General features: G+C 40.1%; 14 protein-coding genes and 1 pseudogene. 7 read left to right on the forward strand and 8 right to left on the reverse strand.

Annotated elements, in window-relative coordinates:
- Positions 1-166: 166 nt before the first annotated feature.
- Together LEP1GSC190_RS01440 and LEP1GSC190_RS01445 are read left to right on the forward strand one after the other, a co-directional pair.
- Positions 167-1,720, forward strand: a complete 1,554-nt coding sequence (locus LEP1GSC190_RS01440; RefSeq protein ID WP_002747112.1) for a TolC family protein — start codon at positions 167-169, stop codon at positions 1,718-1,720.
- 72 nt (positions 1,721-1,792) lie between these two features.
- Entirely contained in the window at positions 1,793-3,553 is a 1,761-nt protein-coding gene (locus LEP1GSC190_RS01445; RefSeq protein WP_002747133.1) for an acyl-CoA dehydrogenase family protein, read from the forward strand.
- 110 nt (positions 3,554-3,663) lie between these two features.
- Here LEP1GSC190_RS01445 and LEP1GSC190_RS01450 read toward each other — a convergent pair whose 3' ends face one another.
- From LEP1GSC190_RS01450 to LEP1GSC190_RS01475, 6 genes and pseudogenes are all read right to left on the reverse strand, one after another.
- Positions 3,664-3,888, reverse strand: a complete 225-nt coding sequence (locus LEP1GSC190_RS01450) for a cysteine-rich CWC family protein (protein WP_002747122.1) — start codon at positions 3,886-3,888, stop codon at positions 3,664-3,666.
- A 21-nt stretch (positions 3,889-3,909) separates the two neighbouring features.
- Positions 3,910-4,350 carry a GNAT family N-acetyltransferase gene (locus tag LEP1GSC190_RS01455; protein ID WP_002747085.1) on the reverse strand — a complete coding sequence of 147 codons (441 nt, stop codon included), beginning with the start codon at positions 4,348-4,350 and terminating at the stop codon, positions 3,910-3,912.
- 209 nt (positions 4,351-4,559) lie between these two features.
- Positions 4,560-5,138: pseudogene (locus LEP1GSC190_RS01460) on the reverse strand (transposase); the annotation flags it as partial.
- 302 nt (positions 5,139-5,440) lie between these two features.
- Entirely contained in the window at positions 5,441-5,857 is a 417-nt protein-coding gene (locus LEP1GSC190_RS01465; RefSeq protein WP_002747081.1) for a hypothetical protein, read from the reverse strand.
- 29 nt (positions 5,858-5,886) lie between these two features.
- Positions 5,887-6,681: an ArsR/SmtB family transcription factor gene (locus LEP1GSC190_RS01470; RefSeq protein ID WP_002747098.1), complete on the reverse strand. Its 795-nt coding sequence runs from the start codon at positions 6,679-6,681 to the stop codon at positions 5,887-5,889.
- A 613-nt stretch (positions 6,682-7,294) separates the two neighbouring features.
- Positions 7,295-8,557 carry an esterase/lipase family protein gene (locus tag LEP1GSC190_RS01475; RefSeq protein ID WP_002747090.1) on the reverse strand — a complete coding sequence of 421 codons (1,263 nt, stop codon included), beginning with the start codon at positions 8,555-8,557 and terminating at the stop codon, positions 7,295-7,297.
- A 133-nt stretch (positions 8,558-8,690) separates the two neighbouring features.
- Between LEP1GSC190_RS01475 and LEP1GSC190_RS01480 the strand changes: the two genes are divergently transcribed.
- Positions 8,691-10,388, forward strand: a complete 1,698-nt coding sequence (locus tag LEP1GSC190_RS01480; RefSeq protein WP_036035878.1) for a B12-binding domain-containing radical SAM protein — start codon at positions 8,691-8,693, stop codon at positions 10,386-10,388.
- A 310-nt stretch (positions 10,389-10,698) separates the two neighbouring features.
- A complete protein-coding gene (locus tag LEP1GSC190_RS01485; RefSeq protein WP_002747123.1) occupies positions 10,699-11,802 on the forward strand; it encodes a fatty acid desaturase in 1,104 nt (367 codons plus the stop codon).
- Positions 11,803-12,073: 271 nt separating this feature from the next.
- Here LEP1GSC190_RS01485 and LEP1GSC190_RS01490 read toward each other — a convergent pair whose 3' ends face one another.
- Positions 12,074-14,533, reverse strand: coding sequence for a hybrid sensor histidine kinase/response regulator (locus tag LEP1GSC190_RS01490; RefSeq protein WP_002747110.1), 2,460 nt, complete (start codon positions 14,531-14,533; stop codon positions 12,074-12,076).
- Positions 14,534-14,967: 434 nt separating this feature from the next.
- Complete coding sequence (rsgA, locus tag LEP1GSC190_RS01495; protein WP_002747073.1) at positions 14,968-16,041, reverse strand: ribosome small subunit-dependent GTPase A; 1,074 nt, start codon at positions 16,039-16,041, stop codon at positions 14,968-14,970.
- Between the two features lie 246 nt (positions 16,042-16,287).
- Between rsgA and LEP1GSC190_RS01500 the strand changes: the two genes are divergently transcribed.
- The 3 genes from LEP1GSC190_RS01500 to LEP1GSC190_RS01510 all read left to right on the forward strand — a co-directional run bounded on the left by LEP1GSC190_RS01500 (position 16,288) and on the right by LEP1GSC190_RS01510 (position 22,189).
- Positions 16,288-19,701, forward strand: a complete 3,414-nt coding sequence (locus tag LEP1GSC190_RS01500) for an alpha/beta fold hydrolase (protein WP_002747069.1) — start codon at positions 16,288-16,290, stop codon at positions 19,699-19,701.
- 48 nt (positions 19,702-19,749) lie between these two features.
- Positions 19,750-21,318, forward strand: a complete 1,569-nt coding sequence (locus LEP1GSC190_RS01505) for a GMC oxidoreductase (protein WP_002747141.1) — start codon at positions 19,750-19,752, stop codon at positions 21,316-21,318.
- 160 nt (positions 21,319-21,478) lie between these two features.
- Positions 21,479-22,189 carry a class I SAM-dependent methyltransferase gene (locus LEP1GSC190_RS01510; RefSeq protein WP_002747130.1) on the forward strand — a complete coding sequence of 237 codons (711 nt, stop codon included), beginning with the start codon at positions 21,479-21,481 and terminating at the stop codon, positions 22,187-22,189.
- Positions 22,190-22,739: the final 550 nt, after the last annotated feature.

Raw genomic sequence — 22,739 nt, forward strand, 5'->3', positions numbered from 1 at the left:
CACGGATCGTAGGGAAACTGGATATTAAATTTTCTAACGCCCAGAGTTGAATAGATGTTTTTCATAGACCAATATCTGTAAAATAATATTGCAAAAGACAACGAAATACAAACTAAAAATAGGGTTTTTCGTAATTTAGATTTTAAACGAATCATAGAAACAAATAATGAATCGAAAAAATATTATAAAAATAGGATTTATAAATTCGTCTTTGACGCAAGTCGAGAGATCGGCTCTATTGCATCGGAATGTATGGTCGAGATTCAGTTTTAAAAATACATTCAAAAAAATGAATTTTTTTTTCCTTTCTTTTGCGGTCTTGGTGTTTGGTTTTGGTTGCATCGACGATTCGAAGATTCGAACGGGCGATGGAGTCGTCGAGTCCAGTTTGGAAGAAGTCACTGGAGTTACGACCGAAAAGATTCGGAACATTTCTCCTGATCAAGAGTTGAGTATCGACGAACTCTACTCATACGCGGTAGAAAGAACGGAAAGAATTGCACTTAAGGAAGAAGCAATTCAGCAAGCGGATTCTCAAAAGGCGGCGGCGTTTGCTTCCTTCTTTCCGTCCTTGTCTTTGGTGTATAATAAATTTTATAGGATTCCCGGACCGAATTCTCACTTTAACCCGTTTTATACGGAACCGAATCCTCTTACAGGAGGATCTTCTACGAGTAGTCTACCTCCGACCGTCGGTCCCGGAACGAGATTACTTTTGAGTATCCCCATCTTAAACGGTGTAAGCCAATACACGACTTATAAAGCCGCAGGTGCTCTCGCCAACGTGAGAATGAACGAGGCTAAATACGAGTCTGGACGTCTCTATCTGGAAATTGCACAAGCATATTATAATGTTTTACAGTTAAAAGAGGTTATTTTGTTGGAGGAGAAGAAAATAAATCTTGTTCGCAAAATGATTCTAGAAAGACGAAGGCTTTTTTCCTTAGGAAAAATCACTAGAGCCGACTTGAGCGGGGCCGAAGCGGATTTTTCCAGATCGGAAGCGAATCTTGAGGATTTTAAATACCAATTAAAACAGGCTGAAATGGCGTTGGAAAGTCTTGTAGGTATAGGAGAAGGGGAACTTCGATTGTCGATTCCTAGGGGAGTGATTTCCATTCCTCAAAACCTATTACCCGAAGAAAGGATCGCGAAACGATATGATGTGATTGCGGCAAAAGAAAATCTTAAGATGGCGGAGCTTAATCTCAAAAAAGCCTGGGGTGGACATTTGCCTTCGGTTACGTTAAACAATTATTATACGATTCCGGAACATAACACTGCTCAGAATAAAGATATCACGATGCAGTTATCAATCAACGTTCCTTTGTTGTCTGCCGGAACGATCACGGCGGGAGTGAAACAAGCGGAATCGGCCGTTAGACAAGCGGAATTACAATTATCGCAAACAAAACGGATCGCAACGGACGAGATTCGAAAAGCTTACGAAAGTTCTCGGAATTCTGCTCGATTATTGTCCTTATATTCAAAAGCTCTTAATTCCGTGGAATCCAATCTGAGTAGTCAAAGAAGGGGTTTTAGTTTCAAAACAGTTTCCCGCCTTGAACTTTTGATATCGGAAATTTCTTTTCTGGATTCTGAAATTGCATATAGAAGGGTGTTTTATCAACATTCTTTAAATACGATTTGGTATTCCGTTGCGATCGGAGAACTACCAAAATTAAAAAAATTGAAAGAAGAAGATAAGACTAGGGATTAGTTTTCTTTGTGTGCTTGACATATCTCCGAGATGGTTTTAACTATTGGGCATAGTTGAGAGGTACGAAATCCCATGATTATCAGTAATTATTTTCAGGACAACGAGGATCTTAAACTCGTTTTCGACGAGTTGATCGATTGGGAAAAAATTATTCACGCTTACGAACATAAATTCGAAGATGCGGAAGAATATAAAAAGACCGGTAATGAAAAATTGGCTTATGCTCCTTCAAACGTGGAGGAGGCTAAAGAATACTATAAATCCGTGTTAGAATCCTTAGGTGAAATTATGGGGGAATTTGTGGCTCCTCGCAGTAAGGAAATGGATCAAATCGGACTCAAATATGCGAATGGAAAGGTAACGTTTCCGACGGCTCAGGAAGAATGTTACAATACTCTCCGAGACGCTGGACTTATGCCGATTTCGATCAGTAGAAAATATGGTGGAATAGGACTACCTGCAACTGTTCAGTCTTTTATGATGGAAATTGCGGCGAGGGCTGATGCAGCGTTTTGTCTTGCATACGGAAATATAAATATTGTAGAGATTATGGAAAGATACGCTTCTTCCGAAATGTGCGAGAAATGGCTCCCTGAAATTTCCGCAGGAAAATACAGTGCGGCGATGGCGCTTACCGAACCAAACTACGGATCAGATCTTCCGAACGTTCAAACAAGAGCAACTCAAGATGCAGATGGTGTCTGGAGAGTTAATGGAGCGAAACGTTTTATCACACATGCTTGTGGTTATATCGACGCACCTTCCTTAATTCTTACATTGGCGAGAACCGGATCACCCGAAAGCGGCGCGAGAGGATTGTCTTTTTTTCTCGTAAAAGGAAAAGATGTTCATATAGCCGGAGTGGAACATAAAATGGGGCTTCATTGTTCTCCGACTTGTGAAGTTGTTTTCGATAATTCGCCGGGAGAACTGATTGGAAAAACTGGATACGGTCTTGTGAAATATTCTATGGGAATGATGAATGCTGCGAGACTTACGATCGCGACTCAATCTTTAGGAATTGCGACTGCTGCTTATTACGAAGGAAAAAAATACGCTTCGGAAAGAATTCAATTCGGCAAACCGATCGAACAAATTCCTGCAGTCAGAAAAATTTTGGATCGGATGGAAAGGGAAATTCTAGCTACCAGAGTTCTTATCGTTGAAACCGGAAAGGCGATTGATCTCTATCATTGGCCGAAAGAGCACCTTATCAAAGCCGAAGGCAAATCCGAAAAAGATGTGAGTCAGGATGAAACGATTCGTCGTTGGGAAAAACTTGCGGATTTGTTCACGCCACTTAGTAAGTATTACGCGTCTGAAGGGTGCGTGGCAATTGCATCGGATGCTTTGCAGATTCACGGAGGAAGTGGTTACACCGAAGACTACGACGTAGCTCGAATCTATAGAGATAGTAGAATTACTACAATTTACGAAGGAACAACCCAATTGCAGATTGTGGCGGCAATTGGCGGTGTTGTATCGGGAATGTCTCCAACCGGACAACTCAGACAATACGCGGAAGAAGAACTTTCTAAATTCTCCCCGTCGGAAGATCTCAAAAAGGTTTGGAGCGACCTTGATACCAGCGTAGGGCTTTATAAATCGATTCATAACGGAAATGTAAAAGATTCTTTGGCATTTGAGGTGGTGGAAATCGCCGCTCGTTTTCTTTGCGGAATGCTTCTGGAAAGATCACTTAAGGTATTGGGCGGAAAGGAACTTCAAAAACGAAAAGCGATCACACAAGCCTATCATTTGGATAGTGTCGCGACGGCAAGTGCCAATCTGATCAAGTTGGAAAGGGCTTCCAAACAGGCAGTTCTTGTTTAGAGTTCTGTCTCAAAAATCTGGGGATGTGAGAACTCCTACGGTTTTGTTACGAACTTACTGAATCATTGTAACTGATTTCTTTAAAGGTTTTGGGACAGGCTTTTAGTCATCTAAAACATATTGAACTTTTTTTCTTCCGACTCGCTTAGATTTTTTAAACAGGAAACACAAATACAATCGCCGTAATTTGTTCGGAGTTGTTTTAGGATTTCGGGGGATAAATTTACCGAGAAACATTCGTAGGAATTTATCGCTGCCCCACAACCAAAGATTTTTCCGCAACGCTGACAGGGCTTTTGAACAATTCCGGATTTTAAATTTTTTGTCTCAGACATACATTCAGAAATTTAAATGGATTATATAACTAAAGTATAATTAAGAAATTCCTCGTCTTTCACAAAGCCGAACGACTCGTATAATCTTTGAGCCGTACGATTATCAAAAGCGGTTGATAATGTAAGATACTTCGCTTCGGTATCTCTTGCAAGAGAAGTTCCTTGTTCGATTAAGGCTTTACCTCCTCCTTTTTTACGATGTTCAGGACGAACAAAAAGATCGTTTAGGATCCAAGCCCGTTTCATGGATATGGAAGTAAAGATAGGGTACAACTGAGTAAAGCCGCAGTAAGTTTTCCCTTTCATTAAAAGATAAATCTTGGATTCTTGTTTACGAATTTTTTCTTCGATAAATTTTCTTGCACCTGCCAAATCCGATTTCTGTTTATAAAAGAGACGATATTCGTCGAACAATTTTGCGGTTTCCTGCAAGTCTTCAATGGAGGCTTCTCTAATTTGCATTTTCGATTTTCCGAACAGAACCATTTTTGAAAGTCTTTACCATACTTTTATCCACAAGTTGAGAAGAATACTGCAATAAATAACGTGAATTCGATATAAGAAAGTTCGGGCGAGTCGTTCGCAAATTTTATCGCAAAAATGACTCGCGAGCTGAAACTAAAGTGCTGCTTTCTCCTATGTATCTTGTGTCAAGCCCTTCTGCAGTTTTATTACATAAGACCATATTGAGCTAATTTTCGATTCAATACAAATTCAGGCATAGAATCGAAAATCTCTCCCGTTTTAATCGTTGTATAAAAAATTTTGATCATTTTACGAGAAGTCGCTATGATTGATTTTTTAGCACCTTTTTTAGGATATAATCTTTGATGGAATTCTTTTTATCTTTCTGCCATATTGACAACGGAGAAGGCTCCAGGCCGCTTGAACGATCACTCTTCGAATTGAATGATAACCTCGGCTGACAATTCTGCCGTAATAAACGGAGCCGCCCGAGATATCAACCCTTGGCGCAGGCCTACGTAGTAAGCGGCTTGTTCGCCGAAGAGAATACCCTTGTAACTCATGATCGCCAAAGAAGTAATCATACCGACCCCAGGCATGGAATCGGAACGACCGGCAATTCTTCTATTGGAAACGTTGTATGGGTCTTGCGATCTTGAGCGAGTCTTCTTTATCCGTCTTTTTCAAAGATTGGTAAATTGTAGCAAATTCAATACGATCACTTGAACTTCTTTATGAACTTTTAATATCGTTTTTGCAATCCTAAAAGATTGAGATTTAGATTCATCTATGGATCGGGGTATCACCCCAAGAGAGCGATCCATAGGAAAACTCTGCGACCTTCAGCTCAGAAGACGGACTTACAAGTTGAGAGGAATTTTGAAATAGTAAGAATCTAACACACATGTTTTTTCAAGTGTTCCGACAAGAATCATACTTTTTACTTGCAAAAAGTATGATTTTCTGATAGAGGAAGTCTCCCGAGGTTTCCGCCGTGTCGCTTCTATTAGAAAAATTTTTTTAAAACGGCAGTAAACCGAAACGAACGCGCGCAAAATCTCTTATGCGCACATTAGGAAGGACTCTTTTATGCGTTTCTTTGAATGCGAATCGCTCCGATCAAAAGAAGGATGATCGAAGTGAACATTCCTAAGATTCCTGGAAGTCCTACCGGAGGAAAGTTTGCAGGTGCGCCTGCGGCTCCTTTTAATGCGAGTCCGATAGGTAATAGAAGTCCGCAGACAGCCGCCCAAGAAGCGATCAGTTTTGAACGATTCGAAAGCGCGACCTTATCGATCCAAAGGCCTACGATCATATTGTACATCGCGATCGGCATTCCATGGGAATGCCCTTCTCTCAGATAAAAACGCACGATACTCAGAATGTATTGCCCATCTTTGACAACGTTCGTGTCGAACGTGGCTCCGAGCGCAAATCCTCCCATCGCGGCGAGTAACATTGCAGTGAAGCCCGCTATCACGTTGATTTTTCCATAATGGATCATAATTTTTTCTCCCAGTTCATTTTTTTATATCAATGCATCGGAGGCAGGTTCATACCTTTTCCGGTTTCGAGATACGTTTTCAAGTTACTGAGATGTCTAGGCCATCCTTGCGAAACTCCGAAAAAAGTAGTCGTTTTACCGTCAAAGTCGTCGTGTGTTACCGTTAATTTTACCGAATCCGGTCCGGAAGGTTCGAGTTCGTAAGTCACTCTGGATGCGCGATCTTTCGTGGCTTTCGGTTCCGCGGAAAGTCTGAACGTATAAGCCAGTTTTTTTTGGGGATCAAACTCCAAAACGTCTCCTTCCACCACGGATAATTTATTTCCATCCTGACCTTTGATGTCGTAGGTAAGTTTAGCGCCCACTTTCGGTTCGAACGTAACTGCCATTCCGTCGAACCATTCGGGTGTGATACTGGACTGGATCAGCGTATCCCAAAGTTTATTCGCGCTCGTCTTGATATACAAAGTATAGACTTGTTTTAATTCTTCCATTCTTCTACTTTCTCCTTCGATTTCGTATTTAAGCCGCGTTAGAGAACTCGCCCAGTGTTTGCTATATTGCGAAATCCAACGATCGTAGATCATTTGGATTGGAATCGCGTTGAGATAAATGTTTCTGAACTTTCCCTTTTTTTCTATCTTTAGGAGATTTGCCTCCGAAAGAACCTTGAGGTGTTTCATCACCGCAAAACGACTGAATTCGAAAAAGTCCGTCAATTCTCCCACGGAAATACCGGGCTTATTTTTTAGAATGTCCAGAATTCTCCTCCGACTTTCATCGGAAAGGGCCTTGAAGACCGGACTTAATTCTTTTTCTAACATGTGACTTAATGGTAACATGATTTTTAAAACGCCGATCTGTCAATCAAATCCGATAGGACCAAAAAGAAAAGATTGCTATGTAGGGGGAAAATTATGTCTCTTATAAATTCTAAGTTTTATAGAGTTTGTAAGCCTTTTTTGCAAACAAAATCAGAAGGATCCTAGTAAATGTATAACGGATCGTTTTCGCTTTGACTTTTTGTGCTGCCTTGACTACCGACGGAGGGTCGCACATAGGTTCCAATAAAAAGAGAAATCGAAAACAAGAAGTTCACATAACCGATTTGAAACGCACTCGAATACGGGAGCGCGGTGTTTCGAGTATGTAGCTGATACAAATGTTGACCGCCAAAAAAGGAACAACTCCCGTGAAAATAAATGCGCCTTTTTTAATATTCAATTTTAATAAATCGTAATGAGGATGAGCCTAAACCGGAAAGAGAAGTGATCGCATCGACAAAAGCTCCGAGTAAGAGCAAAACGTGACCGGAAAGTATTTTGTCCTCCGTGTTTTATCCAAATATAACTTCAGTAAGAGTAGAAATAAATGCGCGTTAAATAAACTCAGGCAAAATGCTTCCTGAACTAAAGCCGTATCGCTTCCTATTTTGATTTAAAATCGGTCGGTCAAAACTCTACGGAGAATTTTATGGGTTTCCGGATGTGTTATCACCTGATAATGGGAAGTTTCGAGCAAACAATTAACCCTGGATTCAGGATCGGATTTTTTTCGATATACTCTGTCGCTTAACAAAGTAAGGCTCGGCTTTTCAACGATTCCGTCGCCGATCCATGAGGACCATTTGGATTCTTCTTTTGTTACTAAACTGTATATCTGAGTCGCATTCACTTCGTCCAATTCTTTGAAATACAAATCATTTACATACCTCTTGATTTGATCGTTTTGAACCCAATCCTCTTCTCGGATAATTCCGTGAGAAAGATCTTTGATTGCATCACTTCTCTGATTTCCGATAAAACCTAAGATATTAACTGGAAGGATCGGTAACGACTCCGCTCCAAGCCCGAGCCAAAAACCAATTTTTTCGATATACGATCCTCCGTCGGGAGAATTGATTACGAGTGCATGGCGAATCCTGTCTGAAAAGGATGAATTTTTTTGTTTAGCCTGATATAAGGCGCTTCTGAAAATCAGGCCGCCCTGACTGTAAGATATAACGTCTAACGTGTCTCCTTTTATTTCGGGGGAATTTAAAAGCGTCTCTATAAGATCCAACATCAGCTTTGCGTTCGTGGAAAGATGAATCCCCGGATTGAAACGGAGATAGATCGGGTAATAACCGCATTTTTTCATCGTATCGGAAAGAGGAACCTCTCCTTTTGCATTCCAAAGTCCCTCGTCGCAAAAAAGTCCCGGAATACAAAGGATCAAACGCGGGAGTTTAGACTTTTTCCAATCCATTAGGATTTCTTGAACTCCTGCGTCCTTTCCCTCAAGCCGAAAAGACGCCTGAATATGGGAAGTAGTTACGAGTCCCGCAAAGGATTCTCCTACTATACTGGAAACGGGGATGTTTTCAAAAAAAATTCGTTTAACAACTACGTCCGCTTTTTCAATAGCGGATAACGTTTCATACATCGCCTTTGCCGTGGAACTTAAAGCCCGGGTCAATCCTTCTTCCGTTTTTTCACTTGCCTTTTTGAGAGACTCCCCGGATTTGGAAAAAAATTCCGCAAGACTCGTATTCTGAACCAAAGGAGTTCCGGAAAGCTGAGACAACTGCTTGGATGACCAATCGAAGGATTGGGTAAGTATCGAACGAACGCTTTCTAAAGTCCCTACCGAAGTATCTTTTGCGAATTGAACTAGCGATTTACTCAAGTCCATACTCGGTTGTGTGGGTTTATAAGGCATGCTGAAACTCCTTTTATTGCCTGCGAAGTATAACTCGAAAATCCTTTAGGGTCAACGGATAAAATTCGGTTCGTCTGTTTTCGATAGGGACGAAGAAGCTTGATCTTGTGATTCTTTTTGTTTCTATGGTGACATGCGGCTTTTGCTTATTCAACCGCCAGTGCAAGATTTTTACGATACCGATATCCGATTGCAACCGATCGGACTATGTTATCTCAAAGGAGCTATACAAAAATTTTTACCAAACATAGAAGTCATTATCCGCGATTTTCATAGAGGCATGGGAGACAAACTTGCGGGAAGAAGAACGGTTCCGATTCCGAGCGAACTCAAATACTTAAAGGAATATTATTCAGTTCCGGATAAAAGTCCATTCTCCACGTTTTTTGAATACTTTCATTTCGGAGCGCCTTACGAAGATATAGCAAACGAAGTAAAATTTCTGGCGCCCGATCTTGTGGGTATTTCCTCTTTGTTTTCTCCTTATTACAGAGAGGCTTTAAAGACGGCGGAAACAGTGAAGAAAGTATTAGACGTTCCCGTTTTAATGGGGGGCTCTCATGTATCCGCTTGTCCGGAACTAATGCTTTCAAATCCGAACGTGGATTTTATCATTCGAGGAGAAGGTGAGAAACCGATCTGTGATTTTTTGAGGGAATTTCAAACGTATAAACGTTATGCGATCGTTGATTCTCTCGGATGGAAAGAAAATGGAAGTCTTCGTTTAAATCCGATCGGGGATAATTTTCCGATTCAAGAGCTTCCATCTCCTGACGTATCTTCCTTATCGAAGGAACATTATCTTTTCGAAGGAAAGCCGATACGTTTTGTTATCACTTCTAGAAGTTGTCCGCATCGTTGCAGTTTTTGTTCGGTTCACACTACCTTTGGAACCAAGTATAGAAGAAATACGGTTGAGAATGTGTTAAACGAAATCAAAGAATCTTATGAACTTGGTTACCGGGTATTCGATTTTGAAGACGACAATTTGACTTTCTTCCGCCCCGAAATGAAAAAGCTCTGTGAAGAATTGATTCGAGCCTTTCCTAAAAAAGACATTCGGCTCGTCGCAATGAACGGAATCTCTTATATCAGTTTGGATAGTGAGCTTCTTCGTTTGATGAAGGATGCGGGATTTACGAATCTGAACCTCGCCTTGGTCAGTTCTGATAAACTCGTTAGAGAGACTACGAAAAGACCGCATACGATCGAAAAGTATCTTCAAATCGTTTGGGAAAGTTTCGAACTTGGATTTCAAATTACTTCGTATCAAATCCTTGGACTTCCGATGGAAACTTTGGAATCTATGATTCAAACGCTTCGGTTTAACGCGGCCCAGCCCGTTTTGATGGGCGCTTCGCTTTTTTATCTTACTCCGAATTCTCCGATTGCTTCAGATTTTCCGGAAAGAAGCGAATCCGACGTTTTTCTTTCCAGATTAACTTCGATGGCGATCCTTTCCGAACATTTTGAAAGAGAGGATATTTATTCCCTTTTTATTGTTACCCGCATTCTGAATTTTCTGAAAAGCGTTTCTGTTCCCAAAGGAAATACTGTTTCCATAAATGAGGCTTTAAAAATATTAGAAAAATATGAAATAAGATCCATGATCGGAGTGAGACTTTTCGAAAAGTTGATCAACGAGAAAAAATTATATGCTTCTACAAGCAAAGGTTGGATACTTTTGGAAAAATTCCGTTATGAGGTTTTTGAAGAAGTTTTTTCCGGCTTGGACGGGATTTGTACCCTTTCCGGCGGAAAAATCGATCTGCAAGATTTAAATCGATTTTTGCCTTTATATAATACGAATTCCGAGCCGAGTTCGTATTAAAACAGAGGAATTCAATTTGTTACCGATTGTGTTTTTCTTTCTTTTTTGGGACGTTTTATCAAGAGTTCATAAAGCCGTTCAAAATCTGGATTTTAAAAGAGACATGGCGTCTTTTCGGTTCGAATATTAATGAGATAGTGGATCGGATTTCACTGGTATGATATAAAAAAGAACCGGAAAAAAAGTTTCTGATTCTTGGAAGCTAGGATAGAATTTTACGTAGGAAGAAATCTGGTTTATAAATCGAAATAGTTGACTTTGGGAGCGAGTTAAGATAAGCCCAAAATTCTAGGATGACGTAAAATAACTTATGAATTCGCAATGGAAAACTCGTAACAAACCCTACGAGGTTTTTTCGGAAAAGGAAAAAACTAGAAAGATCATTCAGTGGATTCGATTTTGGGACGATCGAATTCGGAGTCGATTTCCATATTTATCAAAATATCAAGATCAAATCGGCTTAAGTATCGCGATCGGTTCTGCATCCGGTATGATCTTTTTCGCTGTACTATATATAACGAATCTAATTCCCTTTTGGCTTTGTATTGTTTTTAACGCGATCCTTGCATCCTTTTTGCACGAGATAGAACACGATCTCATCCATAACCTTTACTACAAGGGAAGAGTAAAAGTTCAAAATTTTATGTTCTGGGTGGTTTGGCTTTTTAGGGCCAACACGGTTAATCCTTGGTTTCGGAGAGAAATCCATCTTCTACATCATAAGCTGTCCGGAAACAAAGAGGACGTGGAAGAAAGAATGATTGGGAATGGAGTGCCTTTCGGTTTAAAAAGAGTTTTAATCATGATCGACGGAAACTTAGCATTGATTTTACACGGAAGAAAAGTCGCGAAAGACGCGTATCTCCAACTTAGAAAAATCAAGGTTCCGAGAACCATAAGACCGTATCGGGAAATTTTCTTTCTGCTCTGGTATTCCTTTCTATCCGTAAATGCATTCCATATTTTGAATATATTATTCGGAAATCCGATTTTGGAGCCTTCGTTTTTGGAAACGAACCGATCGATTTTGAACTCTGTTGCTGTCGTTTATTTGATCCCGAATTGGATTCGCCAAACTTCGATCCAAGTCGTTTCTTCAAATATGCACTACTATGGAAACATTCCGAACGTTTATCACCAAACCCAAGTTTTAAATTCTTGGCTGGTTTTTCCGTTCCATCTTTTTTGCTTCAATTTCGGAGCGACTCATGGAATCCATCACTTCGTTGTAAATCAACCGTTTTATCTTAGACAATGGGTCGCGTTTTACGTCCTTTCTGCGATGAAACGTTATGGAATTCGGTTCAACGATTTTCAAAGTATGCGGGAAGCAAATTCCGAGCGTCTTTCGGAAAAAAGTAGTAGGATCGATTTTTCCAAAATGACAAACTTTCCGGTTTCCAATTCAAAATAATCGACGTTATTCGCCGTTGCAAAATCAGTGTCGTCCCAAAATTTTAGAGTGTGGGAACTCCCACTGGAGTGTTCCAACGGTAAAATTCGTTAAAAAGTCGGATAAACTCTCAAGGAGACTTAATCTGTGGGAACTACTACGTTTTATTACAAAATTACCGAATGATTGCGAAGGTTTGGGACAGACTCAGATTTCGCGTACTTACTTTTGTAGGGTGAGTGAAACGGATAGCGTAAGAAACAAAAGGTTACGGTTTGCAGAAAGATTTTTATTATTTCCAGTGAGAGATTTTTACATGGTCGGACCAGAAATCTAAGGTCTTTTTGAGAAGGGGCAAATCTAAAGGTTTGGTCAGGTAGTCGTTCATACCTTTAGAAATATATACTTCCTTGTTACTTTCGATTACGTCTGCGGTTAGGGCGATGATAATTGGAAATCCCGTATTTTGTTTTTGCGAACGAATCCATTTTGTGGCTTCAATTCCGTCCACCTCGGGCATATGAATATCCATAAGGATCATATCGAAAAAGTCTAATTGCATCTTTTCGATTACTTCCCTGCCGTTGTGAACGACGACCGGATCGTAACCTAATTTTTTAAGCGCTCTTTCGATTAAAAGACAATTGGTTTCGTTGTCCTCTGCTACGAGAATTCTCATACTTTTAGAAGTCGCATTCGAATAAGCGCTTTCCAAGTCCTTCGTTTTTTCTGCTTCGAAAATCTTTTCGATTTCCGATTCGGAAGGTATACCATAAGTAATCGTGAACGTAAACTTGGAGCCGTAACCTTCCTTACTCTCCAGGTTCAAAGTTCCACCTTGGAGTTCCACAAGTTGTTTCGTGATACTGAGACCCAAACCGGAACCTCCGAATTTTCTCGCAGTGGATGTGTCGCTTTGCGAAAATGCGTCGAATACTTGTTTTTGTTTTTCTAAAGGAATTCCGATACCAGAATCTGAAACGGTGAACTCTATTGAAATTTTGTCTTTCGAAATATTTTTTTGAGACACGTTAAGGACTACTTCTCCGTGATTGGTGAATTTAATTCCGTTGCCGGTAAGATTCCATAAAATTTGCCGAAGTCTAAGTTGATCTCCGTAAACGTATTCTTGAATTTCGAATTTACCTTCCAGCCGAAGACCTATTCGTTTTTGTTTTGCAAGAGGATATAAAAGATCGTGTATCTCGTCCAAAACGGAACGAATCGAAAACACTTCCTTATCCAAGGAAATTTTTCCGGCTTCGATTTTGGAAAAGTCGAGAATATCGTTGATAATCTGTAATAATGATTTGGCGGAAATGGAAAGAATTTGGATATATTCTTTCTGTTCGTCGTTGAGTTTCGTAGTCCCTAAAAGCTGAACCATTCCCAACACTCCGTTCATGGGAGTTCGGATCTCGTGACTCATATTTGCAAGAAAACTACTTTTTACTTTGGAGGCCTTTTCCGCGATTTCCTTTGCTTGAATCAGTTCCCATTCGGTTTCTCTTCTTTGTTGAATTTCTTTTTTGAGAAGAATAATGTTCTTATGAATCTCGGATTGTAAACCCTCTTTGAGCCTAAATTCCAGTTCTTTTATCCTTTGGACGAGCATGACAGAAAAAAGAATGGATTGGGAAACGAAGGCCAACTTTAAGAGATGAAGAGAAAGATAATTGATCGAAATCGCGCCCGTGGTACTTAAATTCGCAAGAACTCCGGCGATGGGAAATACCATATGGATCAGCAAAAAATTTTTTGCGGGCTTAAAACCGTCCCTGATTTTCACGATACAAAAATACACAATGATTAAGTTATTAATCAGCCCCAGATAATATGAGAACTGATTCAGTTGGATCGGATAAAAAATTGAAAGAGGAATCAAAAGAAGGTTGGAGACGACATAGATGGCCGTTACAATTTTGGCCCCTTTATCCTTTTTTTCCGGGTACAAAAATTCCAGAGAAAATAAAAACAAAAACAAGGTGGAGGTATAAATAAAAACTAAAGTGAGAGGAAGGTAATATTGTCCGTGCGCCGGTTTAAACAGTGGTAAAGTCAAACCGTCCCAAGACGTTAGATAGATCGTGGAAAATAAAATCATAATAAAATAATATAGATAAGACCTTGCTTTGAAGGAGAAATACAGTGATAGATTGTATAAACCCATCGCAATTCCAAAGCCGAGGGTTAGGCCGACTGCGATCGAACGAAACTGTTCCGTAAAATTATATTTTTTTTCCGATTCCAACACAAAAGGAATACGGAGAGGAGTGCCGCTTTTAATTGCACAAACGATCTGAATTTCTTCTCCGGGACGAAGATAAAAATCGAGAACTGGAAAATTTTCCTCGTAAACGCGATTTGTCCCTGCAAGAATTTCATAAATCTGATCCTTATATCCGTATCGATAATGAATATCCACTTTTTCAAGATAAGGATTATAGATTTCGAACTTTCCATAGTAGTCGTTTGAAGTATCGTTCTTTAAGGGAATGTAAAACCAAGCAGTATCTTCGGTAAAACCCAACGAGAACATTTCTGCCGGAATGTTCCGAAATGAAAGAGAAGTATCTTTTGCAAAAATTCTTTCCCGAAAATTTTTACCTTTGGAATCGGTGAAGTAATGTATAAAAGAACGAAAGGAAGAGTTATTCTGGAGTTGGGAAATCTTTCCCGGAACCGAAGATTCGCCGAACAAAGGAACTGCGAAACTAAGCGAAAAATAGATCGTTAAGAAAGATCGAATCATAAAAACGAATAACTCGGATATTTTGATTAGTTTATAACATTTGCTTCAAGAATTAAAAGATTTTTTTCGATCTCATTTTTTTGGGCAATCAAGGATGAGGGGATTGATTTTTGTTCTCTCTGGAATCTTTATAGACAAAAAAGGTTTTTTGGCTGGGATTTACGGAAACTCTTTAGAAAACAAGAAAAATCTAATGGAGTAAACTATTTTCTTTTGAGGATTGTTGAGAAACGCTATTTTCCTTAGCAGAAAAATAGAGGCCTATTCGTTTAAAAACTTGTTCCAAATCCTAAAAAAATCACAATCATAATTACTAAATCGTTAATAACGAAGCGAGTATTACGTCCCTTTGGAGAGTTTATAGGTTTTTAAATTGTATTTTCACCGTTAAAACTGGTAGGAGTTCCTACAATTCTAAGGTTTTGAGACGAGTTTTAGATTTTTCCTTTGTCTTTGAGCCGTTTTCTCAGTGCTTTGGAAAGTTGTTTGTCTTTCTGTTTCTTTTTTCTTGCTTCTTCGGAATCGATCGAGACTTTATGAGCTTGTAATTCTTTAGTTAGTTTTAGGTAAGAAGAGTATCGCGCTTCGTCGATTTTACCGACTTTCAACGCGGCCGCGACTCCACAATCTGGTTCTCCGTTATGCGAACAGTCTTTAAAGCGGCATTCTTGTGCGGCGGTTGCAATTTCAGGAAAGATTTCTTCCAGATCTTCTTCGCCGCTTTCGGAAAAAAGACCGACCTCCCTAATTCCAGGATTATCCATGAGAATTCCACCTGAAGGTAAAAGAAATAGTTCTCTGTGAGTTGTGGTATGTTTTCCGGTTCCGTCCGAGGATTTGACTTCGTTCGTCTTCTGAGCGTAAACACCTAATAGCGAATTGATGATCGTGGACTTGCCTGCACCCGAGGATCCCAGAAATGCGATCGTATTTCCGGGTTTTATAAGGCGGAGAATTTTCGGGGCATACGTTGGGTTCAAAGCGGAAATCATTTCGACCGGAATTTCTCCGGCGATCGTTTTGATTTCTGAAAATCTTTGTTCGGAGTGTTCGCAAAGATCTTTTTTATTCAATATGATCGCCGTCGTCACGCCGCTGATCTTGGCCAAGAATAAATAACGTTCTATCCTTCTCGGGCTATAGTCGCTGTCCAAACCCATGATCACGAGTAAGAGGTCGATGTTCGAAGCGATCGCCTGGAAACTTTTCCGTTTTCCGGGATTTTTTCTTCTTAAAAACGTTTTTCGAGGAAGGATTTTCTCCACGATACAAAGATCTTCTCCGTCGATTTCTCGAACGAGAACCCAATCCCCTGTCACGATAAATTCTCCCGAAGACATCAAAGTTCCGGAGGGAATTCCTTTTCGTTCTCCGAATTCCGTTAGAATTTTTGAATGTTCTCCATAGACGGATATGACCCTTCCAGGCTTTAAATTTTCGATGGATTCCGTAAGAAACGTTTCAGGTTCCCATCCATAAGAAGTGAGAATTGGATTTAATTGTGACATACGATTCCCTCTGATTTCAAATTAAGATACAGACGTCATTCCCGCTTTCGGGATTCGGACGTTTCAATTTTCAGAATGGAATTCAACAATCATATTCGTACTTGATTCAAACCTGACTAACTTAAATCCCAAAGTCAATTAAAGAACGAATAAAATATTTAAAAGGAGTTCGACTTATATCGTTATTTTTCTTGCAATATTTTGCTTTTTTGAAAATGTTCTGCCAATTTAACCCAGGCAAAAACATTGATTCAGAAAATTTCTCAACCCATCGAAAAAGTAAAAAGTCAATACGAAGCAGTCGTGATCGGATCCGGTTATGGCGGTGGAATCGCGGCGTCTCGACTTTCCAGAGCCGGAATCGAAGTCTGTCTTTTGGAAAGAGGCAGGGAAATTAGACCTGGAGAATTTCCGAGCAAGGAAATATCAGCTTTTGAAGAAGTTCAAGCCAACTACGAAGACAAACATATCGGTTCTAAAAGTGGCTTGTTTGACTTTCATTTTAACAAGGATATCAACGTTTTAGTCGGTTGCGGTTTAGGTGGCACTTCTCTTATCAACGCGAACGTAAGTTTAAGGGCGGTTCCCGAAGTGTTTCAAGATTCGGCTTGGCCACAAATCATCCGCAAAGAAGCAAGTCAGCACGGAATGGATCCTTATTATTCCCGCGCGGAAGAAATGTTAAGACCGAATATCCTTCCGAACAAATATAGAAATCTTACAAAGTACAAGGCTCTTAAAACTTCTGCTTCTTTTTTAAAAAAAGAATTTTATCCGACTCCGATTAACGTGACATTCGAATCCAAAATCAATCACGTCGGAGTCAACCAAGAAGCTTGTACAAACTGCGGAGATTGTGTTACGGGTTGTAACGTTTCTTCCAAAAACACGACTCTGATGAATTATCTTCCGGATGCGGTTAATTTCGGAGCACAAATTTTTACGGAAGTAAAAGTAACTTATATTGAAAAAAAAGAAGATTCTTGGCTGGTTCATTTTACTCCGCTTGGAGTGGACCGGGAAAAATTCAGCAAGGACGAATTGTTCATTCGTACTAAAACTGTGGTTCTTGCTGCGGGTTCTTTGGGTTCTACGGAGATTCTGCTTCGTTCCAAAGAAAAAGGACTGAGCGTTTCTGATGCAGTCGGGATTCGATTTAGCGGAAACGGAGATATGTTAGGTTTTTCTTATAATGGAAATATCAAAATCAACGGAATCGGTTTTGGAACGAAAAAAACGAATGGAAACGCAAATGTCGGCCCATGTATCACTGGGGTAATTGATACCCGTAAAGGTGTTCCTTTAAACGAAGGAATGATCATTGAAGAAGGTTCTATTCCGGGTGCGATTGCCGGTCAATTGCCCGCAATTTTTGCGCTTGGCTCTAAACTTACCGGTGTCAAAACCAAAAAGGGATTTTTTCAATGGGTTATTGAGAAAATTAGAATTTTCTTAAGTTTTATTCTAGGTTCTTATAGAGGTGCGGTTCGAAATACTCAGACTTATCTAGTTATGGCTCACGATGGAAATGACGGGAAGATGTTTCTACAAAACGATCGTTTGAGAATTTCCTGGCCGAACGTGGGAAAAAAACCGATCTTTGAAAAAATCAGTACTATCTTGAAGGAAGCCACGGTTCCTCTTCAAGGAACGTATATTAAGAATCCGGTATGGAACCGCCTTACAGATCAGGACTTGATTTCGGTTCACCCTCTCGGTGGATGTCCGATGGGGGAGGACGCTTCTTTTTCTGTAGTCAATGAAAACTGCCAGGTGTATTCCGGCAAAAGCGGGACTGAAACCCATAACGGATTGTATATCATGGATGGTTCCGTGATTCCTAGATCTTTGGGAGTTAATCCTCTGCTTACGATTTGTGCGATTTCGGAAAGAGCGTGTGAGAAACTCACGACTCAAAAAGGACTTAAAATCGACTATAATCTTCCTTCTTATCCTAAAAATGGAAATGTTTCGGGAGAAAAAATTTTAGGAATCGAATTCACGGAATGTATGAAGGGATTTTTTTCCACCCAATCTAAAGAAGACACGGAACGAGGTTATCAGATCGGAAAGGACGAAGGTTCTTCCATCGAATTCTTGCTTACGATCCGGAGTGAAAATTTGGAAGAGATGGTTGGCAATCCGGATCATAAGGCTACGTTATTCGGAACCGTAAAAGCGCCTTTTATTTCCAAAGACGTAATCACGGTCACAGGCGGAGAATTTTTACTATTCATTTCCAGAGAGGATCGAGTCGAGACCAGAAACATGGTCTATCATATGATTCTCAACACGGAAGAAGGTAAAAAATATCTTTTTGTAGGAGCCAAATGGATTCAAGACGACGGACTTACGAACATCTGGAGGGATACGAGTACTCTATACACGACTATCTATGACGGTGAAACTGAAAATTCTCCCGTATTTGGAAAAGGAATTCTACATATACTTCCAGAAGATTTTGCAAAACAAATGACTACGATGAAGGTCATCAATTCTAAATCAATCCTCGACGAAGTTAAAGGATTGGCGAAGTTCGGTTCCTTTTTTGCAGGTGTGTTATACGACGTTTACGGAGGAGTCGCAAGTTCGATTGTTCCTTGGGACAAGGACGCAAGGCCAAGAACGAAAAGACCACTTCGGGTTTCTTCTCCCGAAGTTCATTTTTTCAAAGCTTCAGACGGAGCGAACTTAAGGCTTTTAAGATATAAGGGTGGTAACAAAGGGCCGGTTCTTTTATCACCGGGTCTCGGAGTTTCCAGCTTGATTTTCAGTATCGATACGATTGATACCAATCTTTTGGAATATCTTTTCGAAAATCGATACGACATTTGGCTTTTTGATTATAGAACCTCAATCGCTCTTCCTTCGGCTCCTTTGCCTAACACCGGAGACATGATCGCAACGAAAGATTATCCTGCCGCGGTAAATAAGGTTCGAGAACTTACCAAAGTAGATAAAATCCAAGTAGTCGCTCATTGTTTCGGTGCAACTACGTTTACGATGGCGTTGCTTGCGGGTTTGGAAGGAGTTCGTTCCGTGGTTCTTTCTCAAATTTCAGCGGATGTGGAAGTTCCTACTTCTATGGATATCAAAGTAGGACTTCATACGGCGGAGATTTTGGATGCACTCGGAATCGAAGATATGACGGCGTATACGAGCGATAAAGACGGATGGTTGGATAAGTTTTTCAATAGCGTTCTGGCGTTACAGCCGCAGTCTCTTTTCTCTCACGATGTTAATCCGGTCAGCAGGAGAATCTCTTTTCTTTACGGAAGCCTTTATAGATTAGAAAATTTGAATGAAGAAACCTATCGATACGGTTTGGGAGAAATGTTTGGAGTTTCTAACATAAAAGCGTTTGAACATTTGTCCAAGATGATTCGTGCACACAAGGTAGTGAACTCAGAAGGAAAAGATGTGTATGTTCCGAATTGGGATAGACTTAACCTGCCGATCACGTTCATTCATGGAGCGGAGAACCGTTGTTATATTCCGGAAAGTACGGAGCTAACCTACAAAAAACTGATCGATCAATTCAATCCGAATCAATATAAACGTCATGTGATTCCCAATTACGGACATATCGATTGTATATTTGGTAAAGACGCTTACAAGGACGTGTATCCTTTGATACTTCAGTCCTTAAATCTGTATTGAAGAGTTTTTAATTTTATAAATCACTAATATAATTTCACGGAAGAAAGTATGTCAAAAGACAATATACACTACGACGCGATTGTAATCGGTTCCGGTTTCGGAGGTTCTATCAGCGCCTTAAGGCTTTCCGAAAAAGGTCAAAAGGTTCTCGTTTTAGAAAGGGGAAAAAAATACTCTCCGGGGGATTTTCCCCGAGATGTACGCCGAACTGATAACCTTCTCTGGCGTTATCCTAAAAAAAGAAAATCTTTGGGACTCTATGAGCTTAATTTTTTCAGCGGGCTTGGAACCGTGACGGCTTCTGGTTTGGGAGGAGGTTCGCTGATTTACGCCAACATTCATATTCGTCCCGACCATAAGGTATTCGAAGATCCTCGCTGGCCTGCTCCGTTCAATCGAAATTATCTGGATCCTTATTACGATAAAGTCGCGGCCAAGTTCGACGTAAAACCAGTTCCACCGGAGTGGGATCTTCCGAAAAGGAATAAATTTCGAGCCGCTGCGGAATTGAATCAGCACACTTATTTCGATCCGGATGAGGCCGCTAGTTGGCTAAGACCTTCCAGACCGGGGCAATCCACATGTGTACGTTGTGCGGAATGCGAGTTCGGATGTAATCACGGGGCTAAAAATACATTAGATTTTAATTATATTGCAGATGCTCAAAAAAACGGAGCCGTATTTCAAATCAATTCTCTGGTATCTCATATCGCTCCCGACCTAAAAAACGGCTATGTGGTTTACTACGAAAATACGGAAACTGGAGAAAAACGATCTGTATATGCCAAAAGAGTTGTTCTTTCTGCGGGAACGTTGGGAACCAATCGAATTCTTTTCAACAGTAGAGACAAATACAAAACCTTGCCGAATCTAAGTAAACAGCTTGGAAAGGGATATTCCGGAAATGGGGATTTTCTGGGAGGGATCGAATCGAGTAAAACCGAACTCAAACCTTGGGATGGGCCGGACGTTACAACGGTAATCAATTATTTTCCGAAGGGATTTCAGTTTACCATGGCGGCACCTACATTCAATCAACCCGTAATGACGGTACTCGCTTCATTAGGAATTTCTAAACCGAATTGGTTGCTAAGAATGATCGCTCCTCTTTTTTGGAAGAGTTTGGAATGGATTCTGCCTTTTATATTTAAAAGGGGGCTACTTTCAAAACCGTTACCGCCTGGACTTCCGGGCGCGGGTGATCCTACTTATATGACCAACTTATTTGCGATTGGAAGGGATAACGCGAACGGAGAAATCGTTCGTCGAGGTAAGAATATAGATGTGAAGTGGAAGTATTCCAAAGAAAATAAGACCCTCATCCAAGATATGACTGCTTCCATGCAACAAGTTGGAGACGCATACGGCGGACAATTCGGACCGCTGGCAACCTTTTTGTTGTTTAATCGGATTATTTCAGTACATTCTCTTGGGGGTTGTATCCTCGCATCTAATCCGGATAAAGGAGTCGTATCTGAAACTGGAGAAGTGTTCGGTTATAGAAATTTGTTTATCGCCGATGGATCTGCAATCCCATCTTCGATTGGATTTCACCCGGTTATGACCATTTCTGCGGTGGCCGAACATACGGCCGCTTCAATCTGTGCCGGACTATGATCTGGTGCGAAAAGTCCTGCGTTCGGTGATAATATTCCATATTTTTTGAATACAATAATACAATAATGTGATTTGGGAATATACTTGAAAGATTTGAGGGAAAAATAAACCGTTCCTTATGCGGTAAATTCCGGAATACAAAAAACAAAAAGGATTAAAAATGCAACAAAATCAACTGTATATCGATCTTGGTATGTCTGAAAATCAATACAGCCAGGAAGTTATAGAAGGGCAACAGGTTTATACTCCTAGTTTTCTGAGGTTTTACGACCTCTTCGTTTTACATATCATCAGTAGATGGTTCTGGCGCTGTGTTCCGCAAAATTTGATCGATTTATACAGTCGAAATCTAAGTGGCAACCATCTGGATATAGGGGTGGGAACGGGTTATCTATTGCAGAAGGCGACGTTTCCGGTAGAAAAACCGATCATCTCGGTAATGGATTTAAATCCGAATACTCTGATAGAATCTAGAAGAAGGCTTTCTAAAATAGCGGGGAAGTTCAACGCTTATAGGGCCAACATATTGGAACCGATTCCAACAAAGGAAAAATTCGATTCGATCGGATTGAATTTCTTGTTTCACTGCGTTCCCGGACCCATCCGAAAAAAAGCCTCAATCGCATTCGAGAATCTTTTAAAAATCCGCAAACCGGACGGGGTCATTTTCGGATCTACCGGCTTACACGATTTGGGTCAGACTCATTTCTTATCCAAAATCGGAATGAAAAAATTAAACCGAAAAGGAGTTTTTCATAATACCGAAGATACTCTTCCCGATTTGGAAACTGCTCTCAAAGAGAATTTTAAAGAATACGAACTTTACGTGATTGGCGCGATTGCGTTCTTTATCGGTAAAAAAGCTAAGTAGAGTGAGTTCGGTGTAAGAAAATTAAAGTCGTCTCAAAAATTCGGAAATTCTCACGAAATTAGAGTCCACTATTTATGAGTTGCTGTATAGAAATTTCGTTGTGAGGAATTGTTTCAAATACAAAAAGAACATAATACGAAGTAATTTGTGAAACTACTTCGTTCAAGAGATTAATGAATATTCAATTGTAATGTTGTCTTGACCCTTGAAACGTGGGAGTTCCCGCGTTTTGTTTTTACGGAAAAATAAACATATAGAGGGAATCACTTACGTTCGATTCGCATTCAGTAAGAGTAGGTGTTTTGCGAAGGATTCATTTTGTGTCGATGTTAAAACCGTATGGAAATTTTTAAGTACGATGGGCGGTTTATGCATGTTTCATTTTTCAATTGTAAAAGATTGTCTTAAGTAATTTTAATAAGGAAAATATAATATACTTATATATTATATTTTGAATTTATCCCCAAAATCAAATGTGATTATATTTCAAGTTCGTGGTAAAAGTGGATTTCTCGCAGATTACACCTCTTTTGAGAGTTTATGGACTCTC

The sequence above is a fragment of the Leptospira mayottensis 200901116 genome (assembly GCF_000306675.2).
In the GTDB taxonomy this organism is placed as follows: domain Bacteria; phylum Spirochaetota; class Leptospiria; order Leptospirales; family Leptospiraceae; genus Leptospira; species Leptospira mayottensis.

Bases quoted from the DNA above. Each gene is read 5' to 3' on its own strand.
- LEP1GSC190_RS01510 (WP_002747130.1), top strand. From the start codon at position 21,479: ATGCAACAAAATCAACTGTATATCGATCTTGGTATGTCTGAAAATCAA.
- LEP1GSC190_RS01480 (WP_036035878.1), top strand. From the start codon at position 8,691: ATGCGGCTTTTGCTTATTCAACCGCCAGTGCAAGATTTTTACGATACC.
- LEP1GSC190_RS01465 (WP_002747081.1), bottom strand. From the start codon at position 5,857: ATGATCCATTATGGAAAAATCAACGTGATAGCGGGCTTCACTGCAATG.
- rsgA (WP_002747073.1), bottom strand. From the start codon at position 16,041: ATGTCACAATTAAATCCAATTCTCACTTCTTATGGATGGGAACCTGAA.
- LEP1GSC190_RS01470 (WP_002747098.1), bottom strand. From the start codon at position 6,681: ATGTTAGAAAAAGAATTAAGTCCGGTCTTCAAGGCCCTTTCCGATGAA.
- LEP1GSC190_RS01475 (WP_002747090.1), bottom strand. From the start codon at position 8,557: ATGCCTTATAAACCCACACAACCGAGTATGGACTTGAGTAAATCGCTA.
- LEP1GSC190_RS01505 (WP_002747141.1), top strand. From the start codon at position 19,750: ATGTCAAAAGACAATATACACTACGACGCGATTGTAATCGGTTCCGGT.
- LEP1GSC190_RS01450 (WP_002747122.1), bottom strand. From the start codon at position 3,888: ATGTCTGAGACAAAAAATTTAAAATCCGGAATTGTTCAAAAGCCCTGT.
- LEP1GSC190_RS01455 (WP_002747085.1), bottom strand. From the start codon at position 4,350: ATGCAAATTAGAGAAGCCTCCATTGAAGACTTGCAGGAAACCGCAAAA.
- LEP1GSC190_RS01445 (WP_002747133.1), top strand. From the start codon at position 1,793: ATGATTATCAGTAATTATTTTCAGGACAACGAGGATCTTAAACTCGTT.
- LEP1GSC190_RS01440 (WP_002747112.1), top strand. From the start codon at position 167: ATGAATCGAAAAAATATTATAAAAATAGGATTTATAAATTCGTCTTTG.
- LEP1GSC190_RS01485 (WP_002747123.1), top strand. From the start codon at position 10,699: ATGAATTCGCAATGGAAAACTCGTAACAAACCCTACGAGGTTTTTTCG.
- LEP1GSC190_RS01490 (WP_002747110.1), bottom strand. From the start codon at position 14,533: ATGATTCGATCTTTCTTAACGATCTATTTTTCGCTTAGTTTCGCAGTT.